Origin of the sequence: Halanaerobium hydrogeniformans (genome assembly GCF_000166415.1) — a bacterium.
GTDB classification, from domain to species: domain Bacteria; phylum Bacillota; class Halanaerobiia; order Halanaerobiales; family Halanaerobiaceae; genus Halanaerobium; species Halanaerobium hydrogeniformans.
Map to the genome: position 1 here is coordinate 87945 of NC_014654.1, position 16397 is coordinate 104341.

At 30.8% G+C, this 16397-nt stretch carries 18 protein-coding genes and 1 pseudogene; 13 read left to right on the top strand and 6 right to left on the bottom strand.

The window, feature by feature from the left end; all coding sequences use genetic code 11:
• Window positions 1–5: 5 nt before the first annotated feature.
• The 9 genes from HALSA_RS00415 (at window position 6) to HALSA_RS00440 (ending at window position 5338) form a co-directional block, all read left to right on the top strand.
• Complete coding sequence (locus tag HALSA_RS00415; protein ID WP_013404676.1) at window positions 6–566, top strand: host-nuclease inhibitor Gam family protein; 561 nt, start codon at window positions 6–8, stop codon at window positions 564–566.
• 58 nt (window positions 567–624) lie between these two features.
• Complete coding sequence (locus HALSA_RS00420; RefSeq protein ID WP_013404677.1) at window positions 625–1476, top strand: ArdC-like ssDNA-binding domain-containing protein; 852 nt, start codon at window positions 625–627, stop codon at window positions 1474–1476.
• Complete coding sequence (gene bet, locus HALSA_RS00425) at window positions 1477–2328, top strand: phage recombination protein Bet (RefSeq protein WP_013404678.1); 852 nt, start codon at window positions 1477–1479, stop codon at window positions 2326–2328. It begins immediately after the preceding gene.
• 45 nt (window positions 2329–2373) lie between these two features.
• Complete coding sequence (locus HALSA_RS12750) at window positions 2374–2538, top strand: hypothetical protein (protein ID WP_013404679.1); 165 nt, start codon at window positions 2374–2376, stop codon at window positions 2536–2538.
• The gene (locus HALSA_RS00430) at window positions 2531–2980 is read left to right on the top strand and encodes a JAB domain-containing protein (protein WP_013404680.1); all 450 of its coding nucleotides are present in this window, start codon (window positions 2531–2533) and stop codon (window positions 2978–2980) included. The genes HALSA_RS12750 and HALSA_RS00430 overlap by 8 nt, the downstream gene beginning before the upstream one ends.
• Before the next feature lie 591 nt (window positions 2981–3571).
• Complete coding sequence (locus tag HALSA_RS12235; protein WP_049773784.1) at window positions 3572–3784, top strand: hypothetical protein; 213 nt, start codon at window positions 3572–3574, stop codon at window positions 3782–3784.
• 207 nt (window positions 3785–3991) lie between these two features.
• Window positions 3992–4324 carry a DUF5655 domain-containing protein gene (locus HALSA_RS12240; RefSeq protein ID WP_049773786.1) on the top strand — a complete coding sequence of 111 codons (333 nt, stop codon included), beginning with the start codon at window positions 3992–3994 and terminating at the stop codon, window positions 4322–4324.
• Window positions 4305–4427 carry a hypothetical protein gene (locus HALSA_RS13090; protein WP_274377466.1) on the top strand — a complete coding sequence of 41 codons (123 nt, stop codon included), beginning with the start codon at window positions 4305–4307 and terminating at the stop codon, window positions 4425–4427. The genes HALSA_RS12240 and HALSA_RS13090 overlap by 20 nt, the downstream gene beginning before the upstream one ends.
• Window positions 4428–4456: 29 nt before the next feature.
• On the top strand, window positions 4457–5338 hold the full coding sequence (locus HALSA_RS00440) for a hypothetical protein (RefSeq protein ID WP_013404681.1): 882 nt from the start codon (window positions 4457–4459) through the stop codon (window positions 5336–5338).
• Between the two features lie 277 nt (window positions 5339–5615).
• Here the strand turns inward: HALSA_RS00440 and HALSA_RS13270 are convergent, their stop codons facing one another.
• A complete protein-coding gene (locus HALSA_RS13270; RefSeq protein ID WP_160143032.1) occupies window positions 5616–5852 on the bottom strand; it encodes a DDE-type integrase/transposase/recombinase in 237 nt (78 codons plus the stop codon).
• Window positions 5800–6039 (bottom strand): DDE-type integrase/transposase/recombinase, encoded by a 240-nt coding sequence (locus HALSA_RS13275; RefSeq protein WP_083789269.1) that lies wholly within the window; start codon window positions 6037–6039, stop codon window positions 5800–5802. The genes HALSA_RS13270 and HALSA_RS13275 overlap by 53 nt, the downstream gene beginning before the upstream one ends.
• A 224-nt stretch (window positions 6040–6263) precedes the next feature.
• Between HALSA_RS13275 and HALSA_RS00450 the strand changes: the two genes are divergently transcribed.
• Both HALSA_RS00450 and HALSA_RS00455 read left to right on the top strand, forming a co-directional pair.
• Window positions 6264–6956: a DUF6946 family protein gene (locus HALSA_RS00450; protein ID WP_013404682.1), complete on the top strand. Its 693-nt coding sequence runs from the start codon at window positions 6264–6266 to the stop codon at window positions 6954–6956.
• A gap of 384 nt (window positions 6957–7340) precedes the next feature.
• Window positions 7341–8534 (top strand): IS256 family transposase, encoded by a 1194-nt coding sequence (locus HALSA_RS00455; protein WP_013404683.1) that lies wholly within the window; start codon window positions 7341–7343, stop codon window positions 8532–8534.
• 145 nt (window positions 8535–8679) lie between these two features.
• Here HALSA_RS00455 and HALSA_RS00460 read toward each other — a convergent pair whose 3' ends face one another.
• Window positions 8680–9921, bottom strand: coding sequence for an anaerobic sulfatase maturase (locus HALSA_RS00460; RefSeq protein ID WP_013404684.1), 1242 nt, complete (start codon window positions 9919–9921; stop codon window positions 8680–8682).
• Window positions 9922–9945: 24 nt separating this feature from the next.
• Window positions 9946–11625 (bottom strand): SulP family inorganic anion transporter, encoded by a 1680-nt coding sequence (locus tag HALSA_RS00465; RefSeq protein ID WP_013404685.1) that lies wholly within the window; start codon window positions 11623–11625, stop codon window positions 9946–9948.
• 161 nt (window positions 11626–11786) lie between these two features.
• Here HALSA_RS00465 and HALSA_RS00470 point away from each other — a divergent pair, with 161 nt between their 5' ends.
• Window positions 11787–13223, top strand: a complete 1437-nt coding sequence (locus HALSA_RS00470; protein WP_013404686.1) for an ISNCY family transposase — start codon at window positions 11787–11789, stop codon at window positions 13221–13223.
• Window positions 13224–13622: 399 nt separating this feature from the next.
• Here the strand turns inward: HALSA_RS00470 and HALSA_RS00475 are convergent, their stop codons facing one another.
• Window positions 13623–14201: a carbohydrate ABC transporter permease gene (locus tag HALSA_RS00475; RefSeq protein ID WP_160143033.1), complete on the bottom strand. Its 579-nt coding sequence runs from the start codon at window positions 14199–14201 to the stop codon at window positions 13623–13625.
• 87 nt (window positions 14202–14288) lie between these two features.
• Here HALSA_RS00475 and HALSA_RS12245 point away from each other — a divergent pair.
• A pseudogene (locus HALSA_RS12245) lies at window positions 14289–14834 on the top strand (IS256 family transposase); the annotation flags it as partial.
• A 52-nt stretch (window positions 14835–14886) separates the two neighbouring features.
• Here the strand turns inward: HALSA_RS12245 and HALSA_RS00485 are convergent.
• Window positions 14887–16392, bottom strand: a complete 1506-nt coding sequence (locus HALSA_RS00485; RefSeq protein WP_013404687.1) for a sulfatase-like hydrolase/transferase — start codon at window positions 16390–16392, stop codon at window positions 14887–14889.
• Window positions 16393–16397: the final 5 nt, after the last annotated feature.

The window sequence follows — 16397 nt, forward strand, 5'->3', positions numbered from 1 at the left end:
TAAGCATGGAAGCCGTTAAACTAAAGCCAGAGCTTAAAGCCAGAAAAAAAGAAAGTGAGCATTTTGTAATAGATAATGATTCTAAAGCTAACTGGGCTTTAAGAAAGATCAAACATTTAAAAAAGAAAAAGAAAGAAAATAAAGAGTTTGCAAAAAGCGAGATTGAAGCTATTCAAAAAGAAATAGACGAGATAAGTGAGTGGTTGGAAAGTGAAAACAGCAGCTTAGATAATGATATAGACTATATGGAGGGGATGCTTAGAATTTACGGTGAGCAGCTAAAGGATCAAGATCCAGAGTTGAAAACTCACAAGCTCCCATTCGGCCAGCTGCAGTTTAGAAAACAGAGGGATAAATGGAAATATGATGATCAAAAATTGTTAGAGTTTGCAGAAAGAAATCTTAAAGATACTATTAAGATAAAAAAGAAGGTTGATAAAAGAAAGCTTAAAAGCAAGGTAAAAGTAGTGGGAACTAAAGCAGTTGTAGCTGATACTGGTGAAGTGATAGATGGAATTACGGTTTTAAAAAGAGGAGAAAAATTCAAGGTTAAGATAAAAGAATAATATTTAAGGAGCTTAGCTTTTCAGCTGGGCTCTTTTCATTTTAAGGAGGTAAAAAATAATGGTAAAGATAAAAACTAAAGAACTTTTAAGCAGGCTCAACCAGAAAATTGATTCAGTGCAGAATTCAGATGAATTTAAAAAGATACTTAAAACTTTATCTAAATTCCATAACTACAGCTACCAGAACTCCATACTTATCCGGCAGCAGAATCCTGAAGCGACTTTAGTTGCTGGCTTTAAACAGTGGCAGAATAACTTTGATCGCCATGTCAAAAAAGGTGAAAAAGCTATAGCTATTCTAGCGCCTTTTACCTACAAAAAGACGGTTACTGAAGAAAAAGAAGTTAAAGGTGGGATTAAAGAAGTAGAAAAAGAAGTTAAAAGGATGTATTTTAGACCGGTATATGTGTTTGATGTCAGCCAGACAGAAGGCAAACCTCTCCCCAGGATAGATATTACTGTAAAAGACAGCAACGATAAGCTTTTACTACCTTTAAAAAAATTCCTTCAAAGTAAAGAGATCAGTTTAGAAATAAAAGAGCTCAAAAGAGGTTTAAAGGGCTATTCTAAGGGTGGAAAGATAGTGGTAGATAAAAAGCTTAATGATACCGAAAAAGCCGGTGTTATAGTCCACGAGACTGCACACGAGCTCTTACATGATAAAGGAAGCCGTAAGAAGATGAGCAAAGAAATAAAAGAAATGGAAGCAGAAGCAGCAGCTTTTATAGTCATGGAACACTATGGAGTGGAGATAAAATCAGACAAATACCTGGCCTTGTATAAAAAATCCTATGATTTAAACCAGAGTTTAAAGAGGATCAGTAAAATAGCTTCTGAAATAATAGGCTTTTTAGATGATTATTTATTAAATAAAAGTAGCGAAAATAAAAAGTTAAAGGAGGTAGTTTGATTGAATGCTCAAAATAAAGTGGTTGATATAGAAAGCAAAAACAAGGAGCTAATTAGCTTTAGTCAAAAAGAAGTTGAGACTATTAAAAGAACAGTAGCCAGTGATGCTAATACAGATGAGCTGAGGATGTTTTTGCACATAGCTAAAACTTACGGTCTGGATCCCTTTAACAAAGAGATATTCTTCTGGAAGATAAAAGGTAAACCGACAATCATGACCTCCAGGGATGGCTATCTAAAAATAGCTGATAGGCATCAGGAATACAACGGTTTAGTCTCAGATGTAGTAAGAGAAAATGACAGCTTCAGAAGAAAAGCTCAGGGTATAGACCACGAATACGGTACCAAACGCGGTGATATCATCGGAGCTTATGCTCTAGTTTATCGTAAAGATAGAGAATATCCTGTCTATGTATTCGCCCCTTTTAAAGAATACTTTGCCGGGACAAGAGTCTGGTCTCAGTATCCATCAGCTATGATTCTAAAAGTAGCTGAGTCAATGGCATTAAAAAGAGCATTCACCGTTTCAGGTTTAGTTACAGCTGAAGAAATGGATGTGCAGCGGTTAAATGAAAAAGACACGGAAACTCCTAGACAGCCTTATGGTAAGAAAACGAATGAAGATATTCCAATAGATGTAGATATTGAAGCTGAACTTACTGATAGAGAAAAAGAAATAAAAAAGCTAATAGGCAGTAATAAAGATTTAAGAAAAGATCTCTATTCTTATCTAAAAGAGATAAAAGAAAAAGAAAAGCTGGATAAAGATAAAAACATTTCCATTGATGATTTAAGTGATAGCCAGTATAAGCAGCTTAAAAATATACTAAAGACTTTTAAGAAGATGGCTTAGAAAAGAAATTTTAAGATTTGCAAATAATGAAAAGAGGTGAAAGCTATGCCTATAGGTGGAGTTCCAAGTGATGATTGGAAGGTAAAAAGAGCTTTAGGACCATATGCAAAAGATATGGATGAGCTGGAGCTAAAAGAAGCAGAAAGATTATTAAAACTTAAGCGAAAAAGGAATAAAAATATGGGTAAAGGAGATAATAAAAATGATTAATATCCAGAAATTTTCATTGCGAGTTGTTAAAGAAAATGGAGGTAGGTATGATTTGGATAAAACGATATCTAATCCTTTAGCAGCAAGAGATCTATTTATAGAAGTTCTAGAATTAGATAAAAGAACTGAAGAAGTCTTTGCTATGGCCACCTTAGATGCAAAAAACAAGCTGACAGGAGTATTTGAAGTATCAATCGGTAGTTTAACATCCAGCCTGGTATCACCACGAGAGGTGTTTAAAAGAGCGCTTTTGCAAAATGCTGCAGCGGTTGTATTAGGACATAACCACCCTAGTGGCAGCATAGATTTCAGCAGTGATGATATTAATATTACTAAAAAGCTGGTTAAGTCAGGTAATATCTTAGGAATAAAGGTAGTAGACCACATAGTTATTGGCAGCAGAGAAGATTATGAAAGTATGAAAGAAAGAGGCATTATTTAGAGTATTTTAGGGTGGATCTGAGTGAGATCCGCCCTATAATAAAGAATTATATCTTTTCTAATCTAAATAATTACAAAAAAATGGAATAAATTGAAGGAGAAACTTAGTTGATGTATAAATATATAATTAGTCAAAAATTGTCACATTTTCTATAAATACATATTTATTGAGGAGTTGATATATTTTAAATATTACATTCAAAAAAACAGAAAAAGAAACTGGTGAAGCCAAAAAACGGGTTAGTGGTTTGCTAAATAAATTAAAGAAAAAAGATAAATAAGCTCTGACATTATGGTGTCAGAGTTATATGATATTATAATTGTTAATATATTTTTTTCAAAAATTTAAAATAAACCCATTAAAGGGCTATCTAAATATGAAAAAAGATGATGAAATTATTTGATTAGATATTATTGATCATAAACTTGACTATTCTTAATCAATTGAAGAAAATAATAAAGTATTAGCTGAACAATATCTTGAAAAATATGGGGAATTACCAGAATGGTTAAAGAATAAATTAAAATGATTTTTTTATGAGAAGAGGTAAAATATAACTTTTGTTCCTTATAAAATCAAAGATGACAGAAAATGAAACAACTCAAAAAGAAGGATTTTAAATTAGAAAAAGAGCTACAAAGTTTGGTGGAAGAAAACTTACAAAAACTTTTTGGTATTACTTTTTTAGCCACTGAACACTCTACTGGTCAACGATATGGTGGCAGAATGGACACTATAGGTATTGATGAGAATAATTATCCAGTGATTTTAGAATATAAGAGAAAAAAATCAGAATATAATTAACCAGTCTTTGTTTTATCTTGATTGGCTGGTTGATCATAAAAGTGCTTTTGAATTACTGGTAAGAGATACAATTAATCAAAAAATAGAGGTTTGATTGATCCTCTCTAAGAGTTTTTTGTATAGCAGAGGAGTTCAATAAGTATGATACTTATGCTGTTGAACAGATGAAAAGATCCATTGAGCTTATAAAATACAGGATTTTTGAAGATGATTTATTTGCACTTGATATATTTAACAGCAACAGAAGAAAGTAAGAGTAATAATAAAAGTTCTACTAATAAAGATTATAGTGTGGACTATTATTTAGAAAAGGGTTTTGAAAAAATCGAAAAATTATTTAATGAGCTAAGAAATTCCACTCTGGAATTGGCTGATGATGTAGTAGAAAGTCCCCATAGATTTTATATTGCATATAGAATTATAAGAAATTTCTTATGTGTAGATATTCATAAAGAACATTTTCTTATGTATCTTAGAATTGAACCAGATGAAGTTGATTTAGAGCATCAGATGATAAGAGATGTTTCTAATTGTATATGATAATTTTGGAACAGGTGATTTAGAAGTTAGAGTAGAGAGTGAAGATGATATTGAATTAGCTAATAACTTGATTGGAAATGCTTATGATAATAGTAGTAGTTAAAGTCTAATTATTAAAAAGGGGGAATAAAAGTGAATAAAAAATTAAATTTATCCATAATTTGTTTGATTTTTATATTAATTTTAACTGGTTGTGCTAACGAAGAAAGCAATAATGACGTTAATTTATCAGATGAAGAAAGCAATAATGACGTTAATTTATCAGATATAGAAAATCCATATGGGGAATCTCCTATTACATTAAGAAATATAATAACAGAAAAAACAGAATATTTGGGAGAAAAAGTAGTAGTAGGACCAGTCGTTGTTCAGTATCATAATGTTGAAAGAGGTTCATATACAGTTTATCCTATATTAGGTTTTTATAAAAATCTTGGAACTCCTCAAAGTGATAGGGATGTGTCGATAGAAGTTTTTTATGATAATGTCGAGAATAAAAGTAAGTGGATAAATCTAAAAACATCTGATGATCCGATTATTTTTTTAGAGGGGCAAATTAATTTTTACTCAAATAATAATAAGCCTTATATTTATGCTATAGATATTAAACAGTATGATTATAATAATCATAAAAATAGAGATGATAAAATTTCAGATATAGAAAATCCATATGGGGAATCTTCCATTACATTAAGAAATATAATAGCAGAAAAAATAGAATATTTGGGAGAAGAAGTAGTGGTTGAACCAGTCGTTGTTCAGTTTCATAATATTGAAAGAGGTTCATATACAGTTTATCCTATATTAGGTTTTTATGAAAATCTTGGAACTCCTCAAAGTGATAGGGATGTGTCGATAGAAGTTTTTTATGATAATGTCGAGAATAAAAGTAAGTGGATAAATCTAAAAACATCTGATGATCCGATTATTCTTGTAAAGGGTGTAGTACTTTATTACTCAAATAATAATAAGCCTTATATTTATGCTATAGATATTAAACAGTATGATTATTAGAAAGATATAGATAAAATATATTTATATATATGAATAACATAATATGGACTTGTTAAGTAATTATGGTAAAAAAACTTAAGTAATCGCAAAATCGATAGAGATTACGCAGTAATGAGCCAGAATTTTTTTCCTGATCAGAATAATTACAGCCTGCAACATGAGCTGGGGTTAAGTCATTAAGTTTAGAATGAGATCTGACAAAATTATAAAAGAAAACGAAAACAGAAATCAACTGATGAGCAGAAGTATATGATTTAAAGCCTTTACGTCCATTATATCAATCTTTAAAAGTGCTAAAAAATGATTCTATCAAATTATTAGATATATCATCATGAAATGATTGGACTTTAATATGATTAGAATGATCAAAGATCATATTAGTAGGGGCATTATAAGAATGATAACGGTCAGAAACAATTGAATTAGGTTGTTTAAATTTAAATTTAACGCTTTTAAATAGCTCAAAAACTGCTGCAGTATTTCGATAAGGCGAAAAGGTTGTAAGAAAGAACAAACCTTGTTTCTGAATCGATGATAACCCAGAGATAATATTTTTGCCCTTTAATTTTAACGATAGTTTTATCGACATGCCATTCATCTGAATGGTTTAGATTATCAGGGATAATCTTTTCAGATTTAAGTTTAAATAAAGGAGCAATTTTTTTAGTTAGGTAGCGATAGTAACATGGGTGTATCCTCAATTAAATGGGTAAAGGCAAGTGATTAGCTTTATCGAGTAATATATCAGATAATAGCAAGGTTTACAATTTCGCTATGCTGAATCAAAATTCATTGGCCAAGGGCAGTACCCATACCCCTCATAAAATTCTTAAAACCAAAGAAGTTATATTAAATTCATCATCAGTTTTTATGGAGCATTTCTTAAATCTTAAATTATTATTTATTAAAAAAGGAGATGTTATTTATGAGTAATATTTATATTAAAAGTAATTCAGTAGAAGATTGGAGAACTCTACTTGCAGATTGTGAGAAGCATTGGAAAACAGGTTATTCTGCAAAAAGTTTAGCTTATTCATGGGAAGATAGAGATGGCTTTCCTAAGAAAGTAAGAGGTGTTTTCGATAATTGTAGGTTTGATAACATAGAATCATTAGAACTATTATATGCATTTCCTGAATATAAAATATCATTACCAGGTGGAATTAGGCCATCACAGAATGACTTGTATGTTCTTGCTAAGAATAATAAAGGATTAATGACAATTATGGTTGAAGGGAAAGTAGAAGAAACATTTGATAAAATAATTTCTGAGTGGGCTAAAAATAAAAGTAATGGGATGAATAATGAGAGATTACACTTTCTTATTGAAAAGTTAAAGTTAACAGATAAGAAAGAAAAAATTCCTAAAATTAGGTATCAATTATTACATAGAACTGTATCTGCAATTATTGAAGCTGAAAGAATTGGAGCAAGTCAGGCTATGATATTAGTTCATTCATTTAGCAAAATTGATTCAGGAATTAATGATTTTAAGAATTTCGCAAATTTATTTGGAGTTAAAGTTGGAATTAATGATGTGCAAGGCCCAGCGCTGATTAATGATATTGAGGTCTATTTTAGTTGGGTTAAAGGTGATGAAGTATATCTAACAATGTAATTAAAAGATTCTAGGGTTTTTCTCAAATCTTGAGAGGAAACTTTGCATGATATTGAATTTATATAGCCACCTAACAGAATTGGAGAAAAAGTTGAAAGTGATATACTCTAATTACAAGGGGGGAACACCAATGGCAAAAAGAAAATATTCTTATGGAACTAAAGAATAAATTGTATAAACATATTATAAGAAATTTATTCTAATAAAAAGGAACATTTATACTTTTGTTGTAATATATTAAAAGGAGATAAATATATAATTTTACATAAGTAGTGTACAATAAGTTGTGTAAATAGATTTTTTTCAATAAAAAAAGAGGAATCCTTCTTTGAATGGTTGAAATATTTATTAGCGAAATAAACTCAACCCAAAGGAGGACTCCTCATGAACAGTATACCCGAAAAAAACAGTGATGGTCAAGTTGAATTTCACGATTTAATCATTGAACTCATCAAAAATTTTCTCGAGAATTTCCTCAAGGCTGAATTAACTGAATTTCTAAACTATGAAAAACATGAATACTCAGGTAGAAACTCTGGCAATAGTCGTAATGGATCTTATCTTCGTGATTTCTTAACTCAGTTTGGCAGTATTAAAGGCTTAAATGTTCCTAGAGATAGAAATGGTGAATTCCAAACTGAACTATTCCAACCATATAAACGCTATGATAACTGGCTTGAAGAAGCTATAATAAACATGTATGCTAATGGCCTTTCCACCCGCTATGTAGCTGATTGGATAGAGCAGATGTATGGACAAAAATATAGCCCTACTACTATTAGTAATCTAACTAATGTTGCTCTTGAAGAGGTTAAAAAGTGGAAAGAAAGACCACTTCAAAAACGGTACAGCGTTATTTTTATTGATGGCATGAGCATAAAAGTCAGACGAGATACTGTTGCAAATGAATCTGTATATATTATCATTGGTATCAATGAAGACGGCTATCGTGAAATACTTGATTTCTACATTGGTGCAACTGAATCTGCTGCTTTATGGGAAGAAGTACTAAGTAATTTAAAAGAACGCGGAGTCCAGGAAGTCCTACTAGGTGTTATAGATGGACTCCCAGGACTTAAAGATTCTTTTCTAAAAGTATTCCCTAAAGCGGATGTGCAGCGTTGTATAGTTCATAAAGTGCGAAATACAATAGTCAAAGTTAGAAAAAAAGATACTGATGAAATAGTTAAAGATTTAAAAAAGATCTATAGATCTCCCAGCAGAGAGTTTGCAGAAAAGGCTTTAGAAGAATTTGATTTTAAATGGAGTAAAATCTATCCTAAAGTTACTCAAAGCTGGTACGTAGATAAAGATGAACTATTAACATTTTATAAATATCCAGAAAGCATACATAAAGCCATATATACAACAAACTGGATTGAAAGAGCCAATAAAGAAATCAAAAAAAGATTAAAGCCTATGAATAGTTTGCCTAATGTACAAGCAGCTGAAAAAATAATTTATTTAAAGATTATTGAGTACAACTCAAAATGGTCTGATAGAAAAATGAGAGGCTTTTTAGCTGCAAAAGATCAACTTCACCAACTTTTCAAAAAAGATACTGATTTATTTACATAAGATTCTTGACGTTATCTGTTCTCTTATTAGACTTCCTTTAAATTATAATAGTTCTTCTTTCGAGTTATAAATGTATTTTATCGAATTAATAAAGACAGTAAACTTACAGTGTAACTAAAACGACTTATAGATAAAACTTATGCAATCATAAACAGCATTTCTTATATTTTTTTCCACTACCACAGGGACAGGGATCGTTTCTGCCAACATTCCATTTTTCTTGATAGAGTTTTTGCATTTCTTTTTTCATTACTGGTGGTGATTTTCTCTGTTTGACCAGCTGAGCTAACCTTTTCATGAAAGGATCAATATAATCAAAAAACAATTTATATCCCTCACAAAGATAATTAAGCTTATAATCAGCATCTGTATCTACTATTCTATTTTTAGGACAACCACCATTACAGAAAAATAGGTAATCACATCCCAGACACTTTTTATTTAATTTTTCTTTTTTAGCTCTGCCAAAGTCCTGCTGCTGACTAGAGTTCATCATCTCTAAAATATCTTTTTCTTTAATATTACCAAGTTTGTATTCTGGCTCCACAAAATGATCACAGGAATATAGGTCTCCATTATGTTCTATTACTGAAGCTTTACCACATTCTTCAGTAAAAACACACAAATTCGCTCCATATCCTGCCCAGGCTGATAATGCTTCCTCAAATATCTGAACATAGATATCCCCCAGGTCATCAATCCATTCGTTAAAAATTCCTATTAAAAATTTACCATACTCTTTTGAGCCTACTGAGCGGTATATTAAATTCCCTTCTGAATCCTGCTCAACAATAGGAATAAACTGAATAAAATCTACTTCATTTTCTTTAAAAAATTGATAGACTTCTTTTGGTTTTTTAGCATTGACATCATTTACAACTGCTAAAATGTTATAGGTAACCCCGTATTCTTTTAATTTCTCTATTCCAGCCATTACTTTTTGATGACTTCCCTTACCTTTTTTATCTTTTCTGTATCTGTCATGCAGCTCGGCCGTTCCATCAAGGCTTACTCCCACTAAAAAATTATTTTCTTGTAAAAATTGAGCCCACTGTTCATCTATTAAAACTGCATTAGTCTGAATTGAGTTTTCTATCCTCCAGCCTGCAGATACATATTTTTGTTGCAGCTCTACTGCTTTTTTGAAAAAATCTAATCCTCTTAAAATGGGCTCCCCACCCTGCCAGCCAAAATTAATTACTGGACCTGGTTGAGACTTTATATATTGTTTTATATATTCTTCTAAAGTTTCTTCTTTCATTTGAAAATCATTTGTTTGAGGATAAAGTTCAGTCTTTTTAAGATAATAGCAGTACTCGCAGTCTAAGTTACAGACTGCTCCTGCCGGAAAAGCCATTACATTAAAGTTTGTTTTTTGATCTGTCATTTTTAAACTCCCCATTTTTATAAATTAAATATTACAATAACCATTTTCTTGAACATCTTTTATTGCATTTTTAGTAGAAGAATATAGATTTTTATTATAAAATTTAATATCATCTTCTTTTAGTTTATCTGTTATTCCATAGGATTTCAATGATTTATATATACTGTTTTTAACTCCACTTAAAATTATCTTGCCTCCGCTTTCTTGGACCTTATCTATAAACTTATCTATTTCTTCGATCACTGTTAAATCAATATTATCTATTCTTCTCATTCTAATAATAAATACTTTGTTTTTGACATAAGAGTTATTTAAATTTTCTTTTAAATTTTCTGCTGCATTAAAGTGCATTGTTCCAGTTAAGTTTATTATTATATAATTATCATCTTCAACTTTCTCTACGTTTTGATGAGTTACAAATTGATCTTCATCTTCATCATAACTTATATGAGAATATTCTAGTTCACTTGTGTTTTTTAAAACTAAGACTGCTGACATAACTACCCCTAAATAAATAGCATAATCTAATCTTGGAGTCAAAATAGTTGTCATAAAGGTAATTGTAAATATAATAGCATCAAACCTCGTTGTAAAAAAATTTCTCTTTATCTCCCTTATGTCAAACATTTTAAAAGCAACATAAATAACTATCCCTGCCAGTGTTGGGATAGGAATATATTTTATAACTGGTGCCAGCAGTACTACCAAGAGTAAAACAGCTATTCCTGAAATAAACTCAGAAACTCTTGTTTTTGCTCCTGCTTCATAATTTGCATATGATTTTGTAAAAGAACCTGTTATAGCAAAACTATTAAAAAAAGAACAGACTATATTGGTTATTCCCTGTCCTATAAACTCTTTATTTATCTGAGCTTCTTCTCCAGCTGTTTTCTCCATCATTTTAACTATTGATAAGATCTGGACACAGCTTATTATTGCCAGTGAAAAAGCTGAACTTAATAATCTAAACATAAAGTTTAAGTCAAATCTAAAAAGACTGAATTTAGGAATTGAGGACTCCATAGTTCCTACTATTACTAATTCTTCTGTAAGATTAAATAGATAAACAAATACCATTGATAACCCTACAGCAATTAAGTATGAAGGCAGTTTGGGTAAATATTTTTTTGATAATATAATTACTATAATTGCTAAAAGACCAAATAATAAAGAATAAAGATTTGTTTGGCTGATATTTGTTATTACATTATAGAGAGTAGTTATTACATTGTTTCCACCGTTAACTTTTAAACCTAAAAATTCAATCAATTGACCAGTTAAAATTATTAAAGCAACTCCATAGGTTAAACCTGAGATAACTGAACTGGAAACAGAGTTAACAAGATAACCCAATTTTAAACTTCCCATTAATATTTGAATAATCCCAACCAGAAAGGTTATGAGCAGTACTCCCTGCAGATAATTTGCAGGATCAGTAATATTCATACTGCTTAAGGTACCGGCAATTGTTACAGCTACAATATTTGTTGGACCTACTATCATATAGCTTGATATCCCGGTAAAGGTGGATACTATTGTTGAAACAATAAAAGTATAGAGTCCAAATACAGGATTTAAACCTGCTATCATGGCATAGGCCATTACCTGCGGCAGACTAACTGCTGCCACAGATAAGCCTGCCATTAGGTCATCTTTTAAATATTTTATTTTATAGATCTTAATCAGTTCAATTGAATTAAGCATTTTGGCTCCTTTGTAATATAATAATATAGTCGTTTGTATAATGTCTAAGGCCCGAAATAACAGGGCTCATGACATAAATTTTTGGTGACTTCCTCCTTAAAATATGGTATAATATAGTTAGAAATACTAAAAATACCACAAATCAAAAGGAGGAAATCATAATGTCTTTTAATTCTAAAAAGCAATTGTCTTTCGGTGATCTTTATGAACAGGCCAAAGATTGGGCTCAAAATGATAAACCTCAATTCCTTGAAATGCTCGACCAATATCTTGATTTATCTGAATTTATTCCTGACGGTTTCTACAATGCTTACTACAAATATTTTGGTAGAAATAGAATTTACAGACTGGAATCAATGCTTTCTGCATTTATACTGCAAAAAATACTGGGTATTCCAACTCTTGTCCTTCTAATTAATATCTTAACTTTAAGCAGTGATTTAAAAGAATTCTGTGGTTTTAACTCTGTACCTGATATCTCTCAGTTTTCTCGTTTTAAGACAAAATTTGAAGATCATTTAGAAGACTTTTTCTATCACCTTGTTGATGTTACTGAACCTCTCTGCAGAAAAATTGATCCTTTAATGGCTGATCTTTTTATCTATGATACAACTGGTTTTGAACCCTATGTGATTGAAAACAATCCTAAATACATAAATAATATTATTCGCAGACTTAAAAATATCTACAAAAATGATAAAAATGTTAATATTTATGGTTTTGCGTATCAGTCTATGCCTTCTTCTGCTCAAGTTAATAATGAGATAAAACAACTCTATATTAACGGCCATTTTTGTTATGTCTACAAAGCTGGTATTGTCACTAATGGTCTTGGAATTATCCGTCACATTTCTTTTTTTGATGATCAATTTAAAGATAATCACCCTGAAATACCTATTGAGAAAAAGACTGATTCACCTGATGAAGATAAATCTATTGGTGATTCAACTTCTTTAAAACCAGTTTTAGAAGATTATTTTAAACTTCACAGTAATCATCAATATTCAACTTTTATCGCTGATTCAGCCTTTGACAGTTATCAAACTTATCCTTTTTTACTGAAAGATTTTGGTTTTGATAAAGCAGTCATACCACTTAATTTTAGAAACACTAAATCAAGTTTACCACAGCCAGAATACAATGAAAACGGCTGGCCTTTATGTCCTAAAGACTCTTCCTTACCAATGAAACCTAATGGTTGGTGTCGCGGTAAAAACCGCAGTCCCAGATTTAAGTTTGTCTGTCCTAAAATTAATCATAAGGGTGGTAAAAGAAACTGCTACTGTGAGAACCCCTGTACTGACTCCAGTTACAGTAGAGTTATTTATACCTATCCTGACCAGGATTTAAGAACTTACCCTGGTATCATCAGAGATACAGATGATTGGATAAACCTCTACAGAAAACGAGGAGTAGTTGAACAGACAATTAACTATTTTAAAGATGCCATGGTTACTGGTAATTTAAAGACTCAGAACCTAAAAAGTGTTAAATCAGATGTTTTTCTAGCCGGAATCACTCAACTTTTAACATTAATTCTAGCTGATAAAATGGATAAACCAGAAAATATTAGATCTTTAAGATCACTAATTGCTTAGAATTCAAATCTTTTAATATCTTTTTTAAAACCTGTATTCATAGGTTTATTTTGTCATGTCTAATTTTATTAGAACATTTTCTTATTCAATTTTTAAATTCTTAAAATTGAATTCAACCTACTATTACAGTTTTTCACTATTTTCTTTGCCTATTTTGCAAATACCTAAATATAATAATATCTTATTTAAACCTACTTCCGTTATTATTCTGCATATTCTTCTGGTACCGGACCTTCATGAGAAGGGTCAAACCAGAGTAAAAGATCTTTTTCTGCTTTCCATAATTCATTAAACTGGATAGGGTATAATATCTTATGCTAAGTATCATTTATTAATAAATGATAAAATTCTAATGTTTAACAGCCCCTTTTGTTAATCCAGCAACGAAATATTTTTGAATTACAAAGAAAATACTACCATTGGAATAGTGACCAAAACAGAAGCTGCCATCATATCTGTCCAAAAATATTCATATTGTCCAACATAGGACATTAGAAAACCAGGAGCAATGGTTCTTTTACTTGCATCAGACATTAATGTTAATGGAAATAATAAATTATTCCACCCTTGTAAAAAAGAATAAAAAGCTACTGTTGCTACACCCGGCGAAACTAATGGTAAAACAACTTGAAACAAAATTTCAAAAGGACCAGCTCCATCAATTCTAGCTGCTTCTTCAATTTCTACTGGAATAGTATCAAAGAAACCTTTCATCATCCATATACTAAATGGAAGTCCAAATGTTGTAAAAGCTAATGCTAACCCAAAATATGTATTTAATAAATTTAAATTATTATATAATATATATAAAGGAATTAATAGCAAGGATAAAGGAAACATTTGGGTTGCTAAAATCGAAATCAAAAATGTATGTCTTCCTTTGAATCTAAGTCTTGAAAGTCCATAACCGGTTAATATAGAACAAATAACGGATATTAAAAGTATTGTATAATAAGTTGTGTAAATTAAATTTAACAATTTTTTAAAATAAAAAAAGAGGAATCCTTCTTTAAGTGGTTGAATTATTTATTAGCGAAATAAAAACCAAACCACTAGGAGGACTCCTCACTTAACTTTCAGACTAAATAAAGTATCATTGAAAATCTAGAAGTCCCAAGAGATAGAAACAATGACTTTCAGACTGCTCTATTTGAGCCATATAAACGCTGTGATGACTGGCTTGAACAGCCTGTGATCCAGATGTATGCCAGAGGTCTATCCACTCGTGATATCGCTAATTCGATTGATCAAATGTATGGTCAAAAATATAGTGCTACCAGTGTCAGTAATCTGACAGATATAGCAGTAAAAGAAATTGAACAATGGAAAAAAAGACCCGTAGAAAAACGCTATAATGTGCTCTTCATTGATGCCCTATGCATTAAGATTTGCCGAGAACATGTTGGTAATAAATCAGCATATATTATCATTGAAATCAATAAAAAAGGCTATAGAGAGATTTTGGACTTCTACATTGGAGTAACATAGTCAGCTACACTCTGGGAAGAAGTACTGATGAATCTTAACTCCAGAGGTGTAGAATAGGTGCTTTTAGGCGTTATGGATGGCCTACCAGATTTAACTGATTCATTCCTGAAAGTATATCCAAAAGTTATTATGATTTAATTATTACTTAAAATCACCTCCCATACCTATATATTATTTAATTTTTATTTCTATTATATTCGGTTACTTCTAACCCAGTATCATAATCTAATGGCTTTTTTTCTCCTGTATCTGGTTTTCTTTGTCTAGTCATACCTGTGTAATCCCAACTAGCAGCTCTTGCATCATCTCTCCATGGTCTTCTTTCCCAATAATAGCCTCTATAAGGATCTCGAGTATTATTCATCCATTTTAGTAATTTGTCATGCAAATTATTTCTAATAACTTTAATACTATTATTGTCAATTAAATTCTCTGTTTCTTCAGGATTATTTTCTAAATCATAAAGTTCATCTGAAGTTAATAAATTGATTACCAACTTATATCTACCGTCAAAAACGGATCTAATGGGCTGAAAACTTCCAAAACCATCATGATCTATCTCATATCTATGGAATTCCATAAATATCTCTTCATTTTTCCTTGTATCATCTCCTTTTAGTACATTTAATAAGCCTTCTCCTTCTATCACCTCCGGTATTTTTAAATCGGCTGCTTCCATTATAGTTGGAGCGATATTAATATGTGATACTGGTTTACTATATATTTTATTTTTAGAAATGAATTCTGGGTATTTAATTATAAGTGGTATATTCGTAATTTCATCATACATAGCAGCTCCTTTACTCCTGAGTTCATGTTCTCTTATGCATTCACCATGATCTGCAGTATAAATAATCATTGCATCTGGAGCATATTTTTCAATAGCATTAATTACTCTGCCAATTTCATAATCAACAAAAGTATTGCATCCTAATCTCTGTTCTAAACTAACTCCGTCAACAATTACTTTATCTTCTTTTTGTTTTGAGTTTTCCGACCACAGTTTTTGATGCTCAGGATTTTCTTCCTCATAATTTTTGTTTTTCATAAATGATAAATCCATATTTTCATACATCTCTATATATTCTGGAGGACAAAGTGAGGGACTATGAGGCTCATCATAAGAAACCACCATAAATAAATCATCTTCTTCATAATTTTCTAAACAATCAATTGCTCTATCTGTAACTCGGTGGGCGTATGTAAATTCTTCAGTAAAATCTTCATCATAAACTGTTTCTGGTTTACGTGATCTTTTTCTATCTTCAATAGATAATTCTTCTAAATAACACCTCATATCATACCAATAATTTTCATCCCACCCATCAGGACATTCACCAAACCCAAAATAATCTCCACCATCCAAATGCCATTTTCCTATATATGCACTTTTAAAATTATTTTTTTGCAATCTTTGACCAATATTTTTCACTAATTCATTTGGCGCCATACTATTAGAATATACTCCATTACTGTGTGGATATTGCCCTGTGAATATTGCTGATCTTGCTGGACCACAAACGGGTTGGGTTGTATAAGCCTTTTCAAATTTCATCCCTTCATTTGCTAATTTATCAATATTTGGAGTTTTCATAGAGCTATTTCCATAGCAATTCAAATAATCTGTTCTTTGCGTTTCTGTTAATATTAAAATAATTTTCTTTGGTTTTTTTTCAGCCATTTTAA